The 21,199-nt window shown below is 69.2% G+C and carries 15 protein-coding genes and 7 pseudogenes; 11 read left to right on the top strand and 11 right to left on the bottom strand.

What is annotated here, in order from left to right; all coding sequences use genetic code 11:
- Nucleotides 1–484: 484 nt before the first annotated feature.
- Nucleotides 485–1,258 (top strand): HAD family hydrolase, encoded by a 774-nt coding sequence (locus ACFVVO_RS38410; RefSeq protein ID WP_390061459.1) that lies wholly within the window; start codon nt 485–487, stop codon nt 1,256–1,258.
- 13 nt (nt 1,259–1,271) lie between these two features.
- Here the strand turns inward: ACFVVO_RS38410 and ACFVVO_RS38405 are convergent, their stop codons facing one another.
- On the bottom strand, nt 1,272–2,705 hold the full coding sequence (locus tag ACFVVO_RS38405; RefSeq protein WP_390061457.1) for a hypothetical protein: 1,434 nt from the start codon (nt 2,703–2,705) through the stop codon (nt 1,272–1,274).
- 646 nt (nt 2,706–3,351) lie between these two features.
- On the opposite strand from ACFVVO_RS38405, the pseudogene ACFVVO_RS38400 reads away from it, so the two are divergent.
- The 4 genes and pseudogenes from ACFVVO_RS38400 to ACFVVO_RS38385 all read left to right on the top strand — a co-directional run.
- A pseudogene (locus ACFVVO_RS38400) lies at nt 3,352–3,756 on the top strand (transposase); the annotation flags it as partial.
- A 230-nt stretch (nt 3,757–3,986) separates the two neighbouring features.
- Nucleotides 3,987–5,136, top strand: a pseudogene (locus ACFVVO_RS38395) (IS110 family transposase).
- A 64-nt stretch (nt 5,137–5,200) separates the two neighbouring features.
- A pseudogene (locus ACFVVO_RS38390) lies at nt 5,201–5,293 on the top strand (IS5/IS1182 family transposase); the annotation flags it as partial.
- Between the two features lie 363 nt (nt 5,294–5,656).
- Entirely contained in the window at nt 5,657–6,070 is a 414-nt protein-coding gene (locus ACFVVO_RS38385; protein ID WP_390061455.1) for a hypothetical protein, read from the top strand.
- A gap of 1,165 nt (nt 6,071–7,235) precedes the next feature.
- On the opposite strand, the gene ACFVVO_RS38380 is transcribed toward ACFVVO_RS38385, so the two are convergent.
- The 5 genes from ACFVVO_RS38380 to ACFVVO_RS38360 all read right to left on the bottom strand — a co-directional run bounded on the left by ACFVVO_RS38380 (nt 7,236) and on the right by ACFVVO_RS38360 (nt 10,742).
- Complete coding sequence (locus ACFVVO_RS38380; RefSeq protein WP_390061454.1) at nt 7,236–7,652, bottom strand: hypothetical protein; 417 nt, start codon at nt 7,650–7,652, stop codon at nt 7,236–7,238.
- The gene (locus ACFVVO_RS38375) at nt 7,639–8,259 is read right to left on the bottom strand and encodes a pyridoxal-phosphate dependent enzyme (RefSeq protein ID WP_390061452.1); all 621 of its coding nucleotides are present in this window, start codon (nt 8,257–8,259) and stop codon (nt 7,639–7,641) included. The genes ACFVVO_RS38380 and ACFVVO_RS38375 overlap by 14 nt, the downstream gene beginning before the upstream one ends.
- Before the next feature lie 63 nt (nt 8,260–8,322).
- Nucleotides 8,323–9,042 carry a YoaK family protein gene (locus ACFVVO_RS38370; RefSeq protein ID WP_390061451.1) on the bottom strand — a complete coding sequence of 240 codons (720 nt, stop codon included), beginning with the start codon at nt 9,040–9,042 and terminating at the stop codon, nt 8,323–8,325.
- 632 nt (nt 9,043–9,674) lie between these two features.
- Complete coding sequence (locus ACFVVO_RS38365; protein ID WP_390061450.1) at nt 9,675–9,932, bottom strand: hypothetical protein; 258 nt, start codon at nt 9,930–9,932, stop codon at nt 9,675–9,677.
- 174 nt (nt 9,933–10,106) lie between these two features.
- Entirely contained in the window at nt 10,107–10,742 is a 636-nt protein-coding gene (locus ACFVVO_RS38360) for a hypothetical protein (protein ID WP_390061448.1), read from the bottom strand.
- Nucleotides 10,743–11,074: 332 nt separating this feature from the next.
- On the opposite strand from ACFVVO_RS38360, the pseudogene ACFVVO_RS38355 reads away from it, so the two are divergent.
- Nucleotides 11,075–11,167: pseudogene (locus tag ACFVVO_RS38355) on the top strand (DNA-binding response regulator); the annotation flags it as partial.
- On the opposite strand, the gene ACFVVO_RS38350 reads toward ACFVVO_RS38355, so the two are convergent.
- The 3 genes from ACFVVO_RS38350 to ACFVVO_RS38340 form a co-directional block, all read right to left on the bottom strand.
- Nucleotides 11,155–12,645, bottom strand: a complete 1,491-nt coding sequence (locus ACFVVO_RS38350; RefSeq protein WP_390061447.1) for an alpha/beta hydrolase — start codon at nt 12,643–12,645, stop codon at nt 11,155–11,157. The pseudogene ACFVVO_RS38355 and the gene ACFVVO_RS38350 sit on opposite strands and share 13 nt — an antisense overlap.
- 65 nt (nt 12,646–12,710) lie before the next feature.
- On the bottom strand, nt 12,711–12,905 hold the full coding sequence (locus tag ACFVVO_RS38345) for a DUF397 domain-containing protein (protein ID WP_390061446.1): 195 nt from the start codon (nt 12,903–12,905) through the stop codon (nt 12,711–12,713).
- A 12-nt stretch (nt 12,906–12,917) separates the two neighbouring features.
- Nucleotides 12,918–13,298: a hypothetical protein gene (locus ACFVVO_RS38340; RefSeq protein ID WP_390061445.1), complete on the bottom strand. Its 381-nt coding sequence runs from the start codon at nt 13,296–13,298 to the stop codon at nt 12,918–12,920.
- 256 nt (nt 13,299–13,554) lie between these two features.
- On the opposite strand from ACFVVO_RS38340, the gene ACFVVO_RS38335 reads away from it, so the two are divergent.
- Both ACFVVO_RS38335 and ACFVVO_RS38330 read left to right on the top strand, forming a co-directional pair.
- Nucleotides 13,555–13,872, top strand: coding sequence for a hypothetical protein (locus tag ACFVVO_RS38335; protein ID WP_390061443.1), 318 nt, complete (start codon nt 13,555–13,557; stop codon nt 13,870–13,872).
- Nucleotides 13,869–14,381 (top strand): hypothetical protein, encoded by a 513-nt coding sequence (locus ACFVVO_RS38330; RefSeq protein WP_390061442.1) that lies wholly within the window; start codon nt 13,869–13,871, stop codon nt 14,379–14,381. The genes ACFVVO_RS38335 and ACFVVO_RS38330 overlap by 4 nt, the downstream gene beginning before the upstream one ends.
- Here ACFVVO_RS38330 and ACFVVO_RS38325 read toward each other — a convergent pair.
- Both ACFVVO_RS38325 and ACFVVO_RS38320 read right to left on the bottom strand, forming a co-directional pair.
- Nucleotides 14,348–15,549: pseudogene (locus ACFVVO_RS38325) on the bottom strand (IS110 family transposase). The gene ACFVVO_RS38330 and the pseudogene ACFVVO_RS38325 sit on opposite strands and share 34 nt — an antisense overlap.
- Nucleotides 15,550–16,080: 531 nt before the next feature.
- The gene (locus ACFVVO_RS38320) at nt 16,081–16,872 is read right to left on the bottom strand and encodes a TetR/AcrR family transcriptional regulator (RefSeq protein WP_390061441.1); all 792 of its coding nucleotides are present in this window, start codon (nt 16,870–16,872) and stop codon (nt 16,081–16,083) included.
- Nucleotides 16,873–17,118: 246 nt separating this feature from the next.
- Between ACFVVO_RS38320 and ACFVVO_RS38315 the strand changes: the two genes are divergently transcribed.
- The 3 genes and pseudogenes from ACFVVO_RS38315 to ACFVVO_RS38305 form a co-directional block, all read left to right on the top strand.
- Nucleotides 17,119–18,831 carry an MFS transporter gene (locus tag ACFVVO_RS38315; RefSeq protein ID WP_390061440.1) on the top strand — a complete coding sequence of 571 codons (1,713 nt, stop codon included), beginning with the start codon at nt 17,119–17,121 and terminating at the stop codon, nt 18,829–18,831.
- 449 nt (nt 18,832–19,280) lie between these two features.
- Nucleotides 19,281–19,930: pseudogene (locus ACFVVO_RS38310) on the top strand (HD domain-containing protein).
- Between the two features lie 726 nt (nt 19,931–20,656).
- Nucleotides 20,657–21,199 (top strand): annotated as a pseudogene (locus ACFVVO_RS38305) (hypothetical protein); the annotation flags it as partial.

Genomic DNA, 21,199 nt, shown 5'->3' with positions numbered 1-21,199 from the left:
GTAAGACCTCAACGGAGTACTCCGGGCGGGCGGTCGGCGACGAAGCAGGAAACCCCACGGCGCGAGCCGTAGGAATCCCCCTCGTTTACGAGGGGAAGGAAGTCAACCCAGAACCCGCCTTCACTCCACTCTCCACTCCGACCAGAGGAGGCGGGGCCGACTGCGTCATGCCGCCCGTCGCGCCCGTCACGGCTGGCCCTTACACCGGGTCCGGCGAGCGGGGTTGCGTGCCTTGCCCGCCGCCACGCCGCGGTGGGGGCACCGGCCCGGGGGAGCGGTGACCACACAACCCGCTCTCCCGGGCCGCCTGGCCACGACCCGAACAAAGACCCCGCCCCATGGACCAGCCGCACACCAGACGCGGCACCCAGACCCGCGCTGAGCAGCTGTGATGGGTCAGACCCGCCGCGACAGCGGCCCTACGCGGGCCGTCTCACCCGGGTGGGCCCGACTCGGGAGCGTCCGTCGGGGGGAGGCACTCCACATGCCTGTGATCTTCTTCGACATCGGGGCGACTCTGGCGGATGCCCGTGTGGGACCCGACAGCTCCCTGACGCTGCGCCCCCGACCGCGGGTCATGGCCGTGCTCGACGCCCTCCGTGACGTCCGCACCGGCATCATCTCCGACCCCGGACCGGGCGCCGGTGCCGCGTCACGTGCCGCGGCCGCGCTGCGTGAGGCGTTCCCCGGCCGGTTCACGGACGAGGCACTGGTGCACTGGGGGGCGAAGGACGGTCGGGGCATCTTCGACCGGGCGGTCGCCGGCGCGGGGCACGCCACGGCCGGCGACTGTGTCTTCGTGGGCGAGGACGCCCGCGAGCGCGCGTTCGCCCGCGAGGCGGGGATGCGCACGGCGGCCGACCCGGTGTTCGCGCGGGCCGCGACGGAGGACCGTCCCGTGCACCGGGCGTGGATCGAGCTGCCGGACGGCCGGGGTCTGCCCGAGCTGACCTCGGCCGTGAACGACACGGAGGCCGTTGTCGTGCGGAGCGTCTCCGAACGGCTCGTGCTCGCGATGGTGACCGCGCGGGGCAGCGAAGCACTCGAACGCGCCGGTTTCCCGGTGGACCTGCAAGAAATGGTGGACGCCGGACCGGTGGACGGCGCCGAGCGCCGGGCGACCGAGAAATTCGTCAATGATCTGCTGGCGCGGGGCGAGGCGGTCTACGAGGGCGAGGAGCCGACGCCGCGTACCACGCACATCGTCAGAAGCGAGGACGACGGACGGCTCACCGTCCGCCGCCTGCGCTTCCGTTGACCGGGCCGGGCACTCAGTCGAAGCATCGCCGGACCAGGGCGAGGCCTTCACCGGTCGTGCTGCGGGTGATCTCGTGGGTCTTCAGCCGGGAGGGACTGCCGTCGGCGAACGCCGCGGCGGTCCGGTGCTCCTCGGGCACGTGGACGCGGCCCCGCCGGAGGAGGTCCTCGAGGTACGACGTGGCGACCTGCTCGGGGTCGGCGGGCCGCACGGAGCCGCCGGCGGGGTCGGAGCTCGCGATGCCGAAGCGTCGTTCCTGCGCGGGGGCGGACAGGGTGAGGGGCTGGGTGATGCCGTACATCGCCCCGTGGACCGTGACGGCCGTCAGGACCTCCTCCTCACTGCCGCCCGGAGCCGCCTCCGCCATACCGGCGCCCCGGCGCGTCATCTCCGGCTCGGTGATGGCCGTGGCGGCCTCCAGGGAGAGGATGCCGTGCCGGATGAACGCCGAGCGCAGGCACGAGCCGTATCTGCCGCCGTTGCGGCGCTGGTCCGCGGCGATCATGTGACCCGCGACCTGCGCGTAGTACGCGGACACCACGGGCGCGGCCACGACGGCGTCCACCAGCAGCTGTCCCGCGATCTCGGCCGCCCTGGCCAGGCCGGCCTGGTCCTGGAGGTCCTGCTGGCGGAAGATCCCGGCGACGATCTTCAGGAACGCGCCGCTGAACACCCGGGAGAACGAGTGCGGCTCGCTGGACAGCGTGTTCGCGGGCCCGCTGGGCGGCAGGTGGACCGGGTCGCGGTAGAAGAAGTTGTTCGACATGTTGCGCAGGCAGTCCGGGTCGACCGCGTTCGGGTGGCCCCGCCGGATCGCGGCGCCCAGCTGCTCGGCCATCCTCGACACCCGCGAGGACAGCTCCAGGTCGCTCTGCGTCTCGGCCAGTACCGCGATCCGCAGCGGTTCCAGCCGGAGCGAGGTGAGCAGTGCGCTGATGTCCCCGAAGGCTTCGTGCAGGGCGGCCGTCTCCGCGCTCGCGGCGTTGAACAGCTGCGGGCGCAGGGCGTCGAGGATGGCGTGCCCCGTCTCGTGGGCGACGACCTCGGGACTCTCGCAGGCGGCGACGGTGACCCCTGCCACCGTGCTGCGGAAGAACCACAGGCCCCTGCGGTCGTAGTAGGCGTTGAGGTCGGCTCCCGCGTCGAGGTGCGCGGTGAGGGCGCGGCCGACCGTCGAGTGCCACTGGGTCCCGGCGGGGACCAGCGGGCCCCAGGTCTGTACGGCCCTGCTGAGGGCATCGGCCGCCACCCAGTAGCGGAACGCCTCGGTGCCCGGTCCGGCGCCGTCCGGCTGCGGCGCGGCGTCCGCGATGGCCGTCGGGAACGGTTGCGTGTCGAGTTGGGGAACGGGATGCGGTACGGGCATGTTGACCCGGGGAGGAAATCCCGGGTCGTCCTCGTACACCAGAACCGTCGGGATCGTCGCTGGCTGTTGCTGCACCGTCATGGTGGCTCCCTGAGTGGGGAGAGGTTGCAAATGATGGAAGTTGACGGGGAAACTTGTGCCAAGAGCCCGTCGTGTTCAGTACGAGCCCGCGGCAGCCCGGCGTCAATTCGAACAGGGCGGGTGGGTCCCTCCGGTCGGTGGACCGGGGCGGCCGGACAGGCGCTTGTCCACGGCCCGGGGCCGCTTCGCACTGCCGCAGGACCGGTCGCGTGCCATTTCCGCCGGACGGGTGACGGTGCGAGCACCAGCCGCGTACGGCCACCTGCTGATCGATCGCCCCGACCCGCTCCGCGACGGGCGCGGGCGGCACGTCCGGCCGACGCCGTTCGTCGAACGTGCGTGCCATCTGCTGGCGAGTAGAATGACATACGCGGCGGGCATCCGTGCCGCCCCCTGGCCGCTCGGTCCCTCGTCGTGGACGGGAGGGATGCCGATGGCTCTTGGTGCGCGTTCACCTCGTCAGTCCACCGGATCGCCCGAGTGGCCCCCATCACCCCACTGCCACCCGCTCTTTCGCACCTCTCTGCGGTGGCAGCAGCCGAAGCCGCCAGGCGCGTCACCTGACCCCTCCGGTGCCCCTCCGCAGCAGTTGCCCGGAACACGGAGGCACCCACGATGAACCCCTCCCCGGACCCGCGCCGCACCCATCTCGCCGGCCCGTCGGCCGCGTAAGGACACCGTCTACATCGTGGACGGCACCCTGGTGCCCACCCGCGACGGCAGCATCGCCGCCTCGAGCAAGAACTGCCGCTACTCGACCAACCTTCAGGTCGTCATTGACGCCAACAGCCGCCTGGTGGTGGCGATCGGCTTGCCGTTGCCCGGCAGCCTGGGCGACTGCCGGGCGTTCACGGAGTCCGGCGTCGACCGGGCCTGCCGCGGCACCCCGACCATCGCCGACGGCGGCTACCAGGGCACCGGCCTGCTCATCCCGCACCGCAGACGACGGGGCCAGACCCGCCTCAGCCCGCACCAGGAAGCGGAGAACGCCATCCACCGGGCGCGAGCACGCGTGGAACACGCCCTGTCGCGGCTGAAGAACTGGAAGCTGTCCGGGCCGCTTTGCGGCGTCCTTGACTGGGGAAAATCCTGATGGCGGCCTCGGCTTGGGTGACGTCGAAGGATCTTGGTGCGGTTGAGTCCGTGTGGAAGCTAGGCGCGAGGGCTGGGGCAGGCGCCCTGGACTGTTGCCTCTGAGCACGTGAGTCAGATTCCTAAGTTGGCTGTGCCCTCACCAGGCCGGGGTCGTTTGGCGATGACGGTCTCCGAGGGGGTGGCTTTATGGATGTGCTGGTCGAGAGAGTCGCTGGACTCGACGTTTCCAAGGGTGATGTGAAGGCCTGCGTCCGGGGGCCGATCTCCCAGGGTTCACGACGCTACCGGGATGAGGTCCGCACCTTCTAAACCGGTGTTCTACCTGCTCGAGGAACGGTTCGAGGTCTGGCTGGTCAACGCCCGCGACATCAAGCGGGTGCCAGGCCGTAAGACCGACGTCTCCGACGCCCGTTGGATCGCCCAGGTGGCTCAGCACGGGCTGGTCTCCCCGTCCTTCGTGCCACCACCGCGCATTCGTCGACTCCGTGACCTCACCCGGCAACGCACCAGCCTGGTCCGAGAGCGTTCCCGCGCTCTGAACCGGCTGGAGAAGGTGCTCGAGGACGCGGGCATCAAGACCTCGCTCGTGCTGACCAAGACGCTGAGCATGTCTTCCCGCGCCATGATCGAAGCACTCATCGCCGGTGAGCGAGACCCGGCGGTGCTGGCCGATCTGGCCGTCGGGAAGGCGCGCTCGAAGATCACCGACCTCCGCGAGGCACTGACCGGCCGCTTCGAAGACCACCACGCCTTCCTGACGTCCCAGGCCCTGGCCCACATCGATTCCATCGACGCGCAGATCGCCGCGTTCGATCAACGCATCGATGCCGAGACCGCGCCCTTACGCCGGCAGCACGACCTCCTGGTCACCATCCCCGGCGTCTCAACCCGCCTCGCACAGGTCGTGATCGCCGAGACGGGCGCCGATATGACACGCTTCTCCACCCCGGCCGCTCTGGCAAGCTGGAGCGGCGTGGCTCCTGGAAACAACCAGTCAGCGGGCCGAAGTTACTCAGGCGCCACGACGCACGGCAACGTCTGGCTGAAGGGCGCCCTCGGCGGTGCGGCAGCCGCCGCGGCACGCACCAAGGGCACCTACCTCAACGCTCACTACCGACGGCTGATCAGACGCATGGGCAAGAAACGCGCACTCGTCGCGGTCATGCACAAGATCGTCATTGCCGCCTGGCACATGCTCACCAACGACACCGACTACCAGGACCTCGGACCCAGCCACTGGCAACAGCATCCGCAGCAGGTCAAGCGACGGCAGCAACGACTCATCGCCGAGCTGAGCGCCCTCGGGGTCGACACCTCCGGCCTCGCACCCGCTTGATTTCCCCTAACCCAGCCGTACTGCCGGGGCAATCAGCCCTGCCCTCGTGTGGCCATTTTCGAGTCAGATCCTGCAGGACTGCCGACTCAAGGGCAACGGCGTTCACCAAGCCATGCTCGGCATCGCCCGGCTCCACAACCTGGCCCTCACCGGATAACTCACCCCCCATACGGGACAACGCGCTCAGCGTGTACGGATTTTGGTCGCTTGTGGGGAGCTGGGTCTACGCGACTGTGACGCACAGCATAATCCGGGATCGCCACGGAGAGTGGCTGCCAAAAGGGGTGCATACCGGGGGTTCCAGGAGGAAACGCGAGCGCAGGGACCAGCTAGTTACTCTTTGCGCTCTTACCCCAACTGCCGCAGACCCCCTGTGTTGTCTGCGAGGAACCCGAGTGGCTACAGTCCTGTTGTATTTGCGCATTCGAACACCCACGACACTCAAATCCTGGGGGGATTTATGTCTTCGCTTGGTAAGAACTTGATGCGCCTCGCCGTCGCGGCTTCTGCCGTTGTGGCAATGGGTGTCGCAGTACCAAGCACGCCGGCGGCCGCCGCCTCCGCGACGGTGTGCGGCAGCGGCTACGAGTTCACCGATGCCAAGGCCCTGCCCAGCGCCGACAAGCGCTACGCGACGCTCTTCTTCTACATGAAGGGCGACAGTGCCTGCGCGATTCTCGACAACAACACGGGTGGCGCGGCCAACTACATGGATCTGCGGATCTGGCCGGGCGACAACAAGGCGGCAGGTGACCGGGACTATGGGACCTTCTCGCAATACGCGGGCCCCGTGTACAGCAGCACCCAGGCGGTCGGCGGCCGCTGTGTCGGCATCTCCGCGCTCATGAAGAACGAGGCCGGTACGTCGAACCTCGTCAACTGGTCAGGCGGATACGTCTTTTACGTCGGCAGCGACTCGTCCGAGTGTGCCTGAACCGCAGCAGCCACCGCGCGGCGCGCCGAACGCAACGGGTGCTTCGGCGGTTTCGTTGAATGAGCGGGCGGCCCAGAAGCCTCCTGTGACATAGGGTCCCGCCAGGTGGATGGTCGCGGTCTTCTCGTAGCGGGTGACGATGCCGCGCCACTGCTTCAAGCGGTTCATACACCTCCCGATGGCATTGCGCCGCTTGTACGCCTCCCGGTCGACGGGAGGCGTACTGCCACCGTCCCGTCCGCGCCGCACCCGGCTCGTCCGCCGATCGGCCCGTTCTGGGATCCTCGAGCCCGTGGACCTGGCCCACGTCGTCACCGGCCCCGTCGACACCGGCCACGGGTCGCGGCCCTTCTGCAGCGCGCCCACCACCGGCTGCTCCCCGGCGGTGGGTGAGCAGCATCCTGGAGATCGATTACAACCGGAACTCCATGATCGAGCTGCACCACGAAGGCACTGTCACTATGGCCACCAACGTGTCGTAGCGGCCCGCCTCCGAAGAACAGCGGCCCAGCTTCAGTGAAGAGGCCGGCATCACTGGTGCCCTACCTGTGTCTCAACGCGTGATCGAAGCAGGCTGCGGTGATTTCGTAGCGGCCATTCAAGAACTGCAACGAAAACTGCATCTGGATAGCACACAACAGATCATCGCAACGATCCACGCATCCAATGGTCCGGGAGCCCTCGAACCCCGCACGGCAGTTTTTGGGGATGGCCGCGAGAGCACACCTCCGTACGCCCGCAAGCCCCATTACATCGAGCCAGTGCACACGCTGATGTCCCCGATCGCAGACGACGAGGAAGCAATGCGCGTCGCCGAGGAACTCAGCAACGACTTGATGAGTCAGTTCGGTCGTAAGCCAACGCCCGCCACCTGTTTCGCGTCTGACCCGCGGGCGGACGCGCTGGACAGGCGCCGTGACACCCGTGTTGCTCCTTGGGCTGTAGGACCGCGCACGTCAGGTAGTACTGACCGCTCGACAGTGAACTCCCGTCTCTACAGGGGAAGTTTCGCCGCCCCGGACAATGGGTGCCTACGCGAACGGCGTACCCCTGTCCAGGGCAGGGGAGTGAGTGAAGCGTCCGTGTCCAGCCACGGTCCCCGCATTCCACCGATGCCGAGTGCAGCACCTTTGCCGCTCGGCGTCGGCTGTGCGGGCGGTCCTGCTTACCGGCCGCCCTTGGTGCTCTCGCGTCGAGGCCGGTTGGGCTGGCGGCCGATCTGTGCGGCGACCTGCCTGATCTCGGTGTCGCCGTAGGCGGTGCGCACACCGGAGATGCCGTACCCGGCGCGGCGTGCGAGTTCCTCCAGTCCGTAGGGGCGGCTGCCGTGGAACTCACGTCCCCAGGCCAGCAGTTGCCTGATCTGTGCGTCGACAGCCTCTTTCTTGGCCTTCAGGTCGTCGAGCGCCAGCAGTAGCGGGTCCGTCTTCAGCTCCTCGCCCGCGGCCTCCAGGCCGAGTGCATCGTTCTTGCGCTGCTCCAGTACCTGGTCGCAGGCGTCGGCGTAGCAGTCCTCGGGGGTGACGGTGTCCGGTTCGGGCATCGGGTTGCGCAGAGCGGCCAGTTCCTCAATCGGATGCATGCTTGCGCCATCGCAGAAGGTTGTGGTGATCGCAATAATGTCGGTTCCTGGGCCTGCGGATACCGTCGATGCTGCTCTGCTGTGTCAGCACGGCGGGGTCGGGGGCGGCCCTTTTGTAAGCGCTCTGGTACGGGCCGCCCCCCCACAGCCCGGCCGCGCCCTTGCCGTCGGCGATGGTGCGGGGCAGGGAGATGGTCACGCGCGCACCACTGACCAGGGAGAGCCGGGTGTCGCCGCCGGCCTCCGGCTCCACGCCGATCACACGGATGCCGGGGTGCAGCGCCGTGGTCGCGGTGGCGCTGCCGGCGATGAGGCCGCCGCCGACCGGCACCAGGAGGGCGTCCAGCGCCCCGGTGTCCTTGAGGAGTTCCAGGGCCGCGGTGCCCTGGCCGGCGATGACATGCGGGTGGTCGTAGGGCGGGATCAGGGCCCTGCCGTCGGCCAGGGCCTCGCCGAGCGCGGTGCGGTCCTGGGCGTAGCCGGTCGTAGGTGACGACCTCGGCGCCGTATCCGGCGGTGGCGGCCGGCTTGGAGCGGGGGCGTCCTCGGGCATCAGGATGACGGCGTTGGTGCCCAGTTCACGGGCGGCGGACCGACGCACACGCACGAACGGCAGCGCTACGCCGCTGAGCGGTGCGTCGGCCTATGCCGCGGTTCCCGTGGTGGCGGATCAGTGAGCGGTCGGTGAACCCGGTGGCGGTGGCCCCGTGCTCGCCTCGCCGCGCTGCAACTGCCGCGTCTGCCGGACCAGCAGCGCGAGAACGCCCGTGAGCAGACCGGCGGCCACGCCGACCGCCGGTGCGCCCACCAGGCGGGTCATTACCGCGCCCGTCATCGCGCCGGCCGCGAACGACCCGATGATCACGGCGTACCCGCCCGCGCGCCGGGCGGCCGCCGGTTCTCCGGCCGCCAGCCACCGGTGCGTGGCGGCAATGCCCTTCTGCAGATTCCCGCTCTCCGCCAGCGTCGTATAGGGGGCGTCGCGGAGTGTGGTGAAGGTCGAGAACTGCAACGCCGCCACGAACGACACCGTCACCGTCGTGACTTGTTCCGGCACGTCGTCGGGCAGTGCCGCGATCAGCGCCAGCAGGACGATCTGCAGTGTGACGACAAGTCGCAGCGGTCGGCGAACACGCCGCTCCACACGGGACAGACCGAGCACTTCCACCAGCAGCACGCCGATGCCGAAGGCCACGACCGGGATGAGCAGCAACACCGCCCTATGCCAGTGCCGGGCCGTGACCTCGACGCAGAACAGCAGCACATTGCCCGACTGCAGATTCGCAAACACGTGGTGCCGGACGAACGTGTACGCGTCCAAGAACCCACCGACTACCGCCAGAAGCATCCCGACGATCAGCGTGTCAGGACGGCGATGGATCGTAGCCATGCAGCACAGCATGCACGATGCGACCTGCACGGCCTGCGGTCGACACCTGCACCGCGTACAAAGCCGTACAGAGGGGCCGATCTGCCTGGCCGGAAGCCTGGGTCGATTTAGACGGCGCCCCCTTCTTGTTTGGGCCACCCCGGTGACGGCAGGGGTGTGAGGGGGGCTGGCCGCCGGCGTGGCTGCCGGCGCCCGCTATGGAGCCGTGGGCCAGGCGCCGCCGCAAACGGGCCACCCAAGCCACTTTCTGCGGCATCGGCCTGGCTCGCTTCGCTGCCGCAGCAGCACTGGGAGCGTCGAGGCAATCCGGCGAGGGCGCCCCCTCGTCGCCATCCTCGCCCGCCCCGGCTACGGTCACCTCCGTACCCGCAACGTCGACACCGTCCCCGGCCGCATCCTCTGCCGCTTCAACCGTCACCGTGCCGCCTGCACGGGCGTGGTGACGACCAGGACCACGAAAACCAGGACAAGCACGGACTGGGCAAGGACAAAAGACGGCACCTCCAAGCCCGGGCCACTGGCAGTTGAGCACCGGCATCCGCTGGGGCGACGCCGGTACCTTGGCCCAGGCCTGGCTCGGGCACAGCCCGCTCCTGGTCGATATCACCGCTGACCAATTCACCGCCCGCGTATCAGTGTGCGACATAGTTGACGTAGATCTGGCCGGTATCGTTGTCGAATACGCTGACGTTCAGGTCCGACGGGTCGACGCCCACGTACTTGCCCCAAAGGTGAATCAGCTGTTCGGCTCCATTTTCATTGTCGTACGGAGCATTTACGCGGATCGTTGCCGCATCCGGCGCCGAACTATCCACCTTAGTCACCCCCTTCCACGGCTTACCATGCTCGTCGAGCCACTTGCGAAACTCGATCGTCTTCGGGAGAGCCACAAATGGCTCAGTGTCCGCCGCGTACGGGTCCGCAGGCTTATCCTCCGAGCACCCAGTACACGCCAGGGTCAACAAAATGACAGCGGTACCAAATATTCTGCGCACGACTAACCTTTTCTATCTATTGATCCAAGAACGGACCACGCCCCCTCCTTGGGAGGGGCTTCGCTGTTCCTACGGGCAATCCTCCCCGAACTTGACTGCGTCCAGGCTGACCGGCTGCCCGTTCAGCTTCACCCCCGCGGCCGGCTTCTGCGTGCACACCTGCCAGTTCGACTCCATCAGCACCCACCGGCTTGCGCCCGTAGCGTCAGTCACGGTGATTGACGTGCCGCTGTTGAGGGCCTGCCGGGCAGCCTTCACACTCTTGCCGTGGAAGTTCGGCACCGTCCCGCCGACCGTCGAGGGCGCGGCCTCATCGTGGGCCGGGCAGGTTTCAGCGAGCTTGACCGCGCCGAAGTCGAGCTCCGTCGACGTGGCCGCGACCTTCCCCGTCTTGACGCTCTGCGAACAGACCTTCCAGTCCCGGTCGAAGACCTGCATACGCGCCCGGCCCAGCGAGTCGTGGCTCTTGAGGATGTAGAAACCCTGCTCCTGAGCGGTGTCCTGCGCGGACTGAAGGCCCATGCCGACAAAGTTCGGCACGGGCTTGGATTCCCCGGCCGGCTTGTCATCCTTCGTCGGCTCGACAGTCGTGCTCTTAGCCGGCGGGGCACTGCCGCTCGGCTTGGCTGTGTCCGTCGGCTGACAGGCGACGGCCCCCGCGCTCACTGCGCAGAACAGGACAGCACTGATGATGCGGATACGCATGGATCCCCCCATGGTGGTGCTACTACAGGCGGAACACGCTAGACCACATGTGGTTGTCAAGTGAATCTTGTTGCCGTCCTGTGATCAGACCGCTCCGCACCCCTGCCAAGCATCGAAGAAGCGGGGGCGGGCCTCGTCGGCTTTACTGCCTGCTGCGCAGTGCTTCATCGACCTCCCGACGAGCGGGCCAGCCGAGAGCGGCGCATGCACTTGTGCGGTGGCAAGGAGGCGCGCCGCGTTGGCCAGTAAGGGTTTCCGCGGGTCCGGCCGCCGCCCCGTCACCGCGGGCTCACGGCATCCGCCTGTCCTGGTGGAACGGTTCGCCATTCCGGTTGGGCAAGCTGGGCGCGCGGGACCGGGCGCAACTGGTCATCGTGGCCTACGAGTCGGGGCTGGTGACGCCGGGCGACCGTCAGGCGCAGTAGGTGTCCGTGCCCGGCCGCTGCCCCGTCGCCAGGAAGCGGGAGACCGTGCGGTCGCCGCAAGCGTTGCCGTTGGCGAGGTAGGTGTCGTGCCCGGCGGAGTTCACCGTCACCATGACCGCGCGCCGGCCGAACGCCTCCCGGAGCTTCCGGGCGCCGCTGAGCGGGGTCGCGACGTCCCGCTCGTTCTGGACGAGCAGGATGTTGGACGGCCCCCGGCCGGTGATCCGTACCGGCGCCTCACGCGGCGGATACGGCCAGGCGGCGCACGGCATCGCGTTGCGGGGCATGCCGGCGGTGAGCGGGTACTTGGCGCGGCTCTCGGCGACGTCCTTCTCGTACACGGCCTTCGACGTGGGCCACGCGACGTCGTTGCACAGCGTAGCGGCGCCGACGGCGGCGACGTTCTGCAGGACGGCCTCGGGCGGGGCCGCGGGCGCGGGCGGCACGGTGCCCTGCTGCGCGGCCCGCATCAGCTTGGCGAGCGTGGGATAGCGGCTGGGGGAGTAGAGGCTGTCCAGCATGGTCTGGCGCAGGACGTTGCCGTTCAGCTCCTCCGGGTTGGCGCCGGGCCAGGGGAGGGGTTCCCGGTCGAGCTGGGCGGCCAGCCGCAGGAACAGCGGCCGGACGTCGGCGGCCCTGCTCGCGACGCGGTCCGGGTTGTCCGGCTTCGACGCCCACGCGGCAAAGTCGGGGAAGGTGTCCTCCACGCCCTGCTCGTGCCCGGCCAGCCAGGCGCGGGCGACGCGGGTGGGGTCGGGGTTGTCGTTGCTGTCCAACACGATGCGGTCGGTGCGGTGCGGGAACAGCTGCGCGTACACGGCTCCGACGTACGTCCCGTACGACACGCCCCACGCGGAGAGCTCGCGCTCGCCGAGCGCGGCGCGGAGGCGGTCGATGTCGCGGGCCTCGTTGGCGGTGCTGAGGTGCCGGATCAGTTCGCCGCCGTTCGCGGCACAGGCGTCGGCCATGCGGCGGGCGGTGGCCATGTTCCCGTCCACCGAGCCGTCGGCGGCGGGCCAGGGGCGGAGCTTGGAGGTGGCGAGGTCGCCGTGGTCCAGCCCGCAGTCGACGGGCGTGGACGGGGCGAGCCCGCGTGGGGCGAAGCCGACCAGGTCGTAGGCGTCCAGGACGTCCTGGGGGAGCTTCTGCCCCTTCCCTGAGGGGTCGTTCAGGCTGGAGCCGCCCGGCCCGCCGGGGATCAGCAACAGGGTGCCGCGCCGGGCCTCGGGATTCTCGCTCGGGATGCGCGAGACGGCGATGTCTATGAGGGGACTGTCGGGGTCGGCGTAGTCCATGGGGACCCGGAGGGTGGCACACTGCTGACGGGGGTCGATGCCGGAGCCCTCGCAGGCGGTCCAGGCGAGGCCCTCGGAGGGACTCGCGGCCACGGAGGCGGTCACAGGCGTGGTGACGGCGAGCAGGGCGGTGGAGGCGCCGACGAGGGCGGCGTTGCGGATGGTGCGCGTGCGCTGCGTCATACGACGAGCCTCGCGGATCTCGGGGGCCCGCCCCATCCGGGCAACAACCTGAAACGCCTTGGGGTTTACCCCACCATCCTCCTGACGAACTCCACCCAGGCGGCGCTCCCGACGAGGACAACGGACCCGTCGGCCGCCTTGCTGTCCCGGACGGCTACGACACCGGGGACTCCGTCGGCGACCTCGACGCAGTTGCCGCCGTCACCGTTGCTGTAGGTGCTCCTGCGCCAGCGGGCGCCGCTCAGGTCGTACTCGTGCATCGTCTGAAGTCCTCAGCCGCGAGTGGCGGCGGCGCCCGCGGGCGGCATGTCACCGGCGTTAGCGGGTGCCGAGCACGCGGAGCCCTCGCACGCGGCCCGCGGCGGTCCCGCTGCACTCGCGGGCGCTGCCCGGGCGGTGGTGACCAGCTGCAGCTTCAGCAGGTGGTGTTCGGGGGGCTCGTGCGCCAGCTCGCCCTCGGGCGGCCGCTCCTGGTGGTAGAAGTGCCGGGCACGGTGCGGGGAGAGTCGTGCGAAGACCTGCCCGCGGCACTCCGGGCACACCAGCTGCTGCCCCTTGACCCGGTGGACGTCCGCCCAGGCACGACCGCACCTGAGATCGTCCAGCGATGCATCCAGCCGTCTCCAGTCCGCGTGTATTGCGGTGAACCCCATCGCGCCCTCCCCAACGTGTCCAAAAGCCGGCGTCCCTTCCTGCCGGGACAGGGCCACCCGGTTCCCGCATGACAACGGGGGCGCACCCGGGCGCGACATCCCAGTCGTCCTTCGCCCGCGCCGCACCCGATGCGTCCGCCTGGCGCCCCCGGCCGGGCAAGACGGTAACGCCGTGGCGCTCTACATTCCCGCCCGCCCCGGTCCGGCAGGCCGTCTTCACCAAGGAGACGCCGGCCCCGGGCGGAAGGGAATCATCATGAAGATCATCAAGGACGGCCTCTACGCCCATGACAGGGTCGCCGGCGGCCCGCTCGCCGCGGCAGCCCTGCGCCGCGCGGGCGAGGCCGGGGGACAGGTGGACCGGCTTCAGCAGGACCCGGCCGCACTGACCGACGCCCAGCTGCGCGACGAGGTGCGTCGCGCCCTGCGCCACTTCATGCAACGCCAACCGCACATGGACCAGGTGGCGAGGCTCGCCGACCCAGGCGACGCCATCCGGGGGGTGCCCCTATGTCCTTGGTCAACGGAAACGGGGGTGCGTGGGGTCGGCGAGCCGGGCAGCATGGCGGGGTGAGCGACCTGCTATGGGATGACGTGAAGTGCTTCTTCGACCTGGACTTGATGGGGTCGTTGCCGGACGTGCGTGTCCCGAATGCCTCGGTGGAGGACTGGCAGGCGGTCCTCCACCTTGTCGCGGAGAAGGGCTGGAAGTGCCAGTACTCCGAGGGAGAGACGGTGCTTCCGGTGCCCCGGGCGGAGGCCGTGCTGTCCCGTGCGGCGGATGCCGAGTGCCGGGACCTGCGGGTCTGGCCGACGGCCGAGGTGTTGGCGATCTTCCGTTTCCATGCCGACGACGAAGTCGACTTCGACGTCGACCTGCGGGAGTTGCAGGGCCAGGACCGACTTGATGTGCTCTGCGGCTTCCTTCGGGGGATCGGGCGGCGGTTGGGCAAGCCGGTACTGATGGACCCGGAGGGCGAGTACGGCCACCCGGTGCTCGGCTTCGACGTCGAGGCTGATCGAGTCGTTCTCCTTGCAGATCCGCAGGGTCAGGTGACTGGCGCTGACGGCCGCGGTTCGTAGAAGGTGCCGTCGCGGAGCATGGCGAAGAGGACGTCGGCTCGGCGTCTGGCGAGGCAGAGCAGGGCCTGGGTGTGGTGCTTGCCCTGGGCGATTGTCCTGTCGTAGTAGGCCCGGGAGGCCGGGTCACCGAGCGCCGCGAACGCCGATAGGAAGAAGGCCCGCTTGAGCTGCTTGTTCCCTCTCCGGGAAGGCTGTTCGCCGCGGATCGATGAGTCGGAACTGCGGGTCGCCGGGGCGAGGCCTGCGTAGGCGGCGAGGTGGCCGGCGGTCGGGAAGGTGCTGCCGTCGCCGACCTCGATCAGGATGCGTGCTCCGGTCCTGACGCCGACTCCCGGCATCGACGTCAGGACCTTGGAAAGAGGGTGTGCCGCCAGCAGTTCCTCGATCCGCCCGGCCAGCAGTTTTCGCTGGTCGAGCACGGCCGTCAGCGACGCGGCGAGGCTCGGGACGATGAGCGAGGCCGCCTCGGTGCCGGGAACGGTAACGGTCTGCCCGTCGAGGGCAGCGAAGATCTCGTCGACCAGTCGCTCGGCCGTTCTGGGGGCCTTCGGCCGTAACAGCGTGACCAGCCGCGCCTGCCCGCCTTGCGGATCTGGGCGGGTGAACCGAAGCGTTCCAACAGGGCCAGGACAGCCTGATGCTGTAGCCGCGGCCCGAGCACACGTTCCAGCGTGGGGTGGATCTGGGTCAGCAGGCCGTGCAACCGGTTCGCGACCCTGGTAGCTTCGCCGACCAGGTCCTCGTCGAACCCGACGATCATCTCCAACTCGGCGATCGTCTCGTCCTCACCGTCGACCGCCCGCAGAGTGTGGGGCATCGCGCGGGGCGCATCCGCGATGATGAACGCGTCCCTCGCGTCCGTCTTGGCCTCGCCGGGATAGAGGTCGGCGATCCGTCGCATCGTCAGCCCGGGCAGGTAGGCGACTGGGCGGCCCATGTCCCGGGCGACCGCCAGGGCAGGGCCCCGATCGAGGCTGGCTGGTCGACCACGACCAGCACCGTTCCGTGCTTGGCCTCGAGTTTCGCGAACAGCTCGCGGAGCTTGGGTTCGGTGTTGGGTAGTCGTTTGTCGAAGGCTTTCTCCCCGGCCGGTGTGACGGCGGTGGCGTGGTGTTCGCCCTTGCCGACGTTCAGGCCCGAGGAAGACGTCGATGTCGCCGGTGTCGATCACGCACAGGCCCCTGCATCACGCTTTCGTCCGGCCTTGCCTCGGCACCGAGCCGCCACATCCACGTTACGGAGAGCTCTTTCGGCCTGGTGAAGCCGCTGCTCAAGCCCCTCATCAGCGGTCCGTCGATGCCTCCCGGCCCGGGTGACACCACCCCCCGGATCATGAACAACAAGGGGGGAAGTCATGCCGGGCCCGAAGGCCGGAGGCCCCATTGCGGAGCCACGAAGACGGTAACGGGGGGCGACCTCGACGCCCGGGTGCGGGCCCTGACCGGACGCCGCCGCCCGCTGCACCTCCCGCCACCCGCCGCCCCGCCTCGGTCGCCAGCGCCGCCGCCCTCGACCATCTCGACACGCCGCCGCCCACCGGACCCCTGCCGGACCACCCGGCCCTGCGCGACCCGAGGGCGTCGCACCTGTCTCCTACGGCGCGCTCAATTGGCCACGGGGAGCGCCGACGACGACAGAGCCGTACAGCTGTGGGACGTCAACGCCTTCCGCTGACGTCCGACGGGGGCTGCGGAGACGGTCAGTCCTCCGGGGTCGCGTGGCCCGTCCGGTCCGGCAGGTAGCTCGCCAGGCCGCGCAGGATGATCTGCAGGCCGATGTCGAACCGCTCGTCGGAGGAGTCCGTCACCATGAGGCCGGACAGGGCGCGCAGGTGCGGGAAGTCGGCCTCGGGCAGGGCCGCGAAGTAGTTCTGCATCTCGTCGGCCATCTCGCGCCAGTCGGGGCGGGCCAGGGAGGAGGCGTCGCCGCCCTGCTGGGTGGCGCGGTCCTGCCACATGCCCTCCTCCAGGACGAACCCGTCGATGTACGTGGAGATGAGGTCGCCCGCCTCCGCCGCGATGCGGTCGGGCAGGCCCGCCGTGCGGAATATGGCGAGCAACCCCTCGACGTGCGGGAGCAGTTCGGCGGTGAAGGGGACGTGGGCCATGGAGATCCGGGCCATGTCGCGATGGGACAGCAGGCGCTGTCTGCCGGCCCGCGCGTAGTCCAGCAACTGCTCCTGCCACCGGTCCGGATCTGCTGCGGGCATTTCGAAGCCGTCGAAGAGACGTGCGTACATCAGCTCCAGGAGGTCGTCCTTGGAGTTGACGTGTGCGTAGAGGGCGGAGACGGTCACGCCCAGTTCGGCGGCTACCTGACGCATCGACAGTCCGTCGAGTCCCTGCCGGTCCAGCACGGTGAAGGCCGCATCGACGACGCGGTCGCGGGACAGCGGTGTGCGCGCGGGAGCGGCGTGGGCACGGGCGGGGCGCTCCCGCTCCCACGGAGACGGCGGTGGGGTTGCTGGGATGTCGGCTGCCGCGTCTGTCATGCGACCAGTCTAGGCACACGAGAGAACAGTGTTCTCCGCCGGTGAGCGCCGTTCCGCGGGCACCCATCCACCCAAAGACGCGATATATCTTGTGTGGCGGCTGGATTGCGCTATATCTTAATGAACAGCGTTCTCTCGCTGAGCACTGTTCTGCTACGGTGAACACCGTTCATCACGTCCGTCCACCCATTCCTGCGCGCCTTGCGGACCGTCTCCGCGGCGCGCACCCCCCTGCGAGGAGTTCCGATGTCCACCACCGGTGTCGCGTCCACGGAGACGCCCACCGACTCGCCCGCGCCCTACCGGTGGCGCTGGGCTGCGCTCTTCGTGATCCTCGCGGCGGAGGTGATGGACCTCCTCGACGCCGTCGTCACGAACATCGCCGGTCCCTCCATGCGTGCCGACCTCGGCGGCGGGGCCTCCACCCTGCAGTGGCTCGCCGCCGCGTACACGCTGTCGATGGCCGTCGGGCTCGTCACCGGAGGCCGACTCGGGGACATCCACGGACGCCGCACGATGTTCCTGGTGGGCGCCGCCGGCTTCACCGTGGGCTCGCTGCTGTGCGCGGTGTCCGTGTCGCCCGAGATGCTGATAGGCGCCCGCGTCGTGCAGGGCCTGTTCGGCGCGGTGATGCTGCCCCAGGGCCTCGGCATGATCAAGGAGATGTTCCCGCCCAAGGAGTCGCAGAAGGCCTTCGGCATGTTCGGTCCGGTCATGGGACTGTCCGCGGTGTGCGGGCCGATCCTGGCGGGCTGGCTCGTGGACGCCGACTACTTCGGCACCGGCTGGCGGATGATCTTCCTGATCAACCTGCCGCTGGGCGCCGCGGCCTTCCTCGGCGCGGTGCGCTACCTGCCCCGGGGCCGCTCCGAGAGCAAGCCCCGCCTCGACATCCCCGGCATGCTCCTGGTCTCGCTGGCCGCGCTGCTCATCATCTTCCCGCTGGTCCAGGGCCGCGAGTACGACTGGCCCGTGTGGGCGTTCGTGATGATGGGCGCCTCCGTCGTCGTCTTCGCGGTCTTCGCCAGGTACGAGTCACGCCGCAGCAGCGCCGGTCTTGACCCGCTGGTCGTCCTGAGCCTCTTCCGCAAGCGTGGGTTCAGCGGCGGCATGGTCCTCGGGCTGGTCTTCTTCTCGACCATGCAGGGCTTCATGCTGGTCTTCAACCTCTACACCCAGATAGGTCTCGGCTATTCGCCGCTCAAAGCGGGTCTGGTCATGGTGCCCTGGTCCGGCGGCATGATCGTCGGGTTCGGGATCGCGCAGGGTGTCGCACGGTTCGGACGTGCCGTCCTTCAGGCGGGCACCCTCGTCATGGCGGCCGGCGTGTTCGGTGTGTGGCTGACCCTCGACATGGTGGGCAGCGGCGTCGGCCCCTGGCAACTGCTGCCGTCCCTGCTCGTCACCGGCATCGGCATGGGCCTGCTCATGGCTCCGTTCTTCGACATCGTGCTGGCCAGTGTCGAGCAGCACGAGACGGGTTCGGCGTCCGGCACGATGACCGCGATGCAGCAGCTCGGAGGCGCCTTCGGCGTGGCCATCCTCGGCACCGTGTTCTTCGGCCTGCTGGGCGGCGGGATCGCCACCGCCGTCGACCAGCGCTCGGACGGTCTGCGCGGGCAGCTGGCCGCCGCCCACGTCGCGCCCGCCGCACAGGATCGTGTCGTGGCGGACCTGCGCGAGTGTGCCTCGGACCGCGCCGTGGCCAAGGACCCCGCCGCCACCCCGGCGTCCTGCGCGCGCCTGGAGAAGGACACGCGGTCCGCGGTGACCTCGCCCGAGGCCGGTTCCCGAATACCCGCGGCCCTGCAGGCCACCGCGACCTCGGCCTTCAAGGGCGGTTTCGGATCGGTCATGAAGACGGTGCTGTGGATCGTCGACGGCATGCTCGCGCTGACCTTCCTCCTCTCCTTCCTCCTGCCGCGCCAGGCGCGCCCCGAGGAGTCCGGCGGACACTGACACCGGCGCCGGCCGCCGGCCGCACCGGCGAACGGGACGGCCGGGCACCTCCTCCTCAAGGGCGCCCGGTCGTCCCGCTCACGCTGACCTGTGCGTACTGTGCGTGCGGGTGGGGACGCACACGTGTCCGGCAGCGGGCGGAAGGCGCCGGCGCACCGCACACGCGGCGGGTGCAGCCCCTCGAAGGGGATCGAACCCGGTGAGGTGCGGACATTCCTCCAGCACCCGGTTGCAGATTCGGCGCCGAGCGCGTCGACCAGCGCGGCACGCAGGCGCCGGATGGACGCCGTCCGGGCCCGAGGCGCGGCCACAGGTGCCTCAGCACATACGCGCCGCCCGTACGGCCGGTCGACGGTGCCCGGATCCACGCCTGGGCCGGTCGCCCGTACCGGCCACTCGACGCCGAGAGAGCCCCGGACCACTGGGTCGGCAGGTGAGGTGCCATGACGATGACGACAGCCGCGAACATCAGGGCCGGTATATACGTCCCGGACACGAAGGTGGCCCGTGAGGCAACCGAGTTGGTCCGCGAAGCCGCCCGGTGAACTGATCTACCACCACTCACGGCGGGTGTACTTCTTCGGTAGCTTTCAGGGCCGCAACCGCGATCTCGGATTCGATCCCGAACTGCTGTACATCGCCGCGATGTTCCACGACCTGGGGCTGGACGAGCGGTTCCGTAGGAGCGGCCGCCGCTTCGAGGTCGACGGCGCCGATGAGGCACGCCGCTTCCTGCAGGCACACGGGGTGCCGGATGACAGCGTACGCCGGGTGTGGACGGCCATCGCCCTGCACACCACGCCGGGGATCCCCGAGTTCATGGAACCCGAGGTCGCCCTGGTGACCGCCGGCGTCGAGTACGACGTCCTGGGCATCGGCTACGAGGACATCTCCGCCGCCGAGCGTGAAGAGATCGTGGCCCCCCCATCCTCGCCCCGACTTCAAGAAGCGCATTCTCGGCGCGTTCACGGACGGCATCCAGGACAAGCCGGAGAGCACCTTCGGCAACGTCAAGGCGGACGTGCTCCAGCACTACCTGCCGGGCTTCGAGCGCGGGAACTTCGTACGGACGATCATGGACTCGCTGTGGGCCGAGTAGAGCCCCCTGCCTGGGGCACGGACCGGGGAGCCGACCGGATCGTCGTGACCGTGGCCTTCGATCAGGTCCAGATCCTGGATGTGAGCGGTCCGTTGGAGGTTTTCACCACGGCCAACCGCTACGGCGCCCGGTACGACGTGCGGGTCGTCTCGTCCACCAGTCTCGACACGCTCACCTCCTGCGGGCTGCGAATCGGGGCGAACGCCCCGGTCGAGCAGTTCCCCCGGCACGTCGACACGCTGCTGGTGCCAGGCCGCAGAGACTGGAGGAACGCCACCGCCGATGGCGCCTGCGCTACGTCGACTCCGGCCACCCAGGGTGCGGTTCACGGGACCAGGGGAGGCGGCCCAGCAGCGTGTGCAGCTCGGCGTACGGCGGGCGGCCTCATGCTGGGCGGCGATCAGGTCCGGGGGGAAGGCGTGCGGGTCGAACGGGGCCGGAGGGATGCTCACGCTTTCGAGCCTGGTTCGGGCCACCGCCGCCGCCCTGCGCTGCCCGCCACGGCCCGGCCGGAACAGCAGGCGAGGGCCCGCGCCTGCCTGCGGCGCCTCGAGCGGCACGAAGGGCCGTCTCACGGGGCGGTGGCGCGCGGCAAGTGCAATCGCTGGGTGGCTCTGTTGACGAGTTCCGGTTCTGGTCCAACTTATGTGGCTCTCACGCTCTGTAACGCCTCGGGACTGGATGGTTTCGCGACTCGTTGACAGACCTGTTTGGGATCATGCCCGCATGGACTTCGACCTTGCCCCACCAAGCGGCGTTGGCCCGTTGCGGATCGGTATGAGTCGGCAATCGGCCAACACGGCGCTGGACTCTCTCCGCGATCTCTCCGCGGTCTCGGAGTCCGATCAGCCGGGTCAGCACGTCTTCCGTCCCAGTGGACTGATGATCAGCATCCACTGCACGCGAGACATGCTCGAAGCCGTTGAGCTCGGAAGGCCGTCGACTCAGACAGACCGAGTCGTCTTCCGGGGCTTGGAGGTGTTCGCGATCCCGGCCCGCGTGCAGGCCGGCCACGGCCTGCCGGTCTCTCAGCGTGCCAAAGATCTGACCCAGTTGATGGTCAGCGAGCTGGTCACCAACGCCCGCAAGTACGCTCCGAAACTCGTGCACATCTCGCCCAGGCCGCGGCCCCCGAACGCCTCCCGAACCGGGGCCCAAGTGCTGTCCGTTCTCAGGTTCTGGTCCAACTTCTGTGGACCGGTGACGCTCAGTACCGATGGGGGTGTCGGTACGAGGGTCGATAATGCCGGTCATGGCAGATCGCAGTCC

The sequence above is a fragment of the Streptomyces sp. NPDC058145 genome (assembly GCF_042884245.1).
GTDB lineage: Bacteria > Actinomycetota > Actinomycetes > Streptomycetales > Streptomycetaceae > Streptomyces.
This window is presented reverse-complemented; position numbering and strand designations above follow the sequence as displayed.

Coding starts and splice junctions, on each gene's coding strand:
- ACFVVO_RS38410 (WP_390061459.1), top strand. CDS start 485: ATGCCTGTGATCTTCTTCGACATCGGGGCGACTCTGGCGGATGCCCGT.
- ACFVVO_RS38385 (WP_390061455.1), top strand. CDS start 5,657: ATGGGTGTCGCAGTACCAAGCACGCCGGCGGCCGCCGCCTCCGCGACG.
- ACFVVO_RS38320 (WP_390061441.1), bottom strand. CDS start 16,872: ATGACAGACGCGGCAGCCGACATCCCAGCAACCCCACCGCCGTCTCCG.
- ACFVVO_RS38315 (WP_390061440.1), top strand. CDS start 17,119: ATGTCCACCACCGGTGTCGCGTCCACGGAGACGCCCACCGACTCGCCC.
- ACFVVO_RS38370 (WP_390061451.1), bottom strand. CDS start 9,042: ATGGCTACGATCCATCGCCGTCCTGACACGCTGATCGTCGGGATGCTT.
- ACFVVO_RS38345 (WP_390061446.1), bottom strand. CDS start 12,905: ATGCACGAGTACGACCTGAGCGGCGCCCGCTGGCGCAGGAGCACCTAC.
- ACFVVO_RS38350 (WP_390061447.1), bottom strand. CDS start 12,645: ATGACGCAGCGCACGCGCACCATCCGCAACGCCGCCCTCGTCGGCGCC.
- ACFVVO_RS38405 (WP_390061457.1), bottom strand. CDS start 2,705: ATGACGGTGCAGCAACAGCCAGCGACGATCCCGACGGTTCTGGTGTAC.
- ACFVVO_RS38360 (WP_390061448.1), bottom strand. CDS start 10,742: ATGCGTATCCGCATCATCAGTGCTGTCCTGTTCTGCGCAGTGAGCGCG.
- ACFVVO_RS38335 (WP_390061443.1), top strand. CDS start 13,555: ATGAAGATCATCAAGGACGGCCTCTACGCCCATGACAGGGTCGCCGGC.
- ACFVVO_RS38380 (WP_390061454.1), bottom strand. CDS start 7,652: ATGCATCCGATTGAGGAACTGGCCGCTCTGCGCAACCCGATGCCCGAA.
- ACFVVO_RS38340 (WP_390061445.1), bottom strand. CDS start 13,298: ATGGGGTTCACCGCAATACACGCGGACTGGAGACGGCTGGATGCATCG.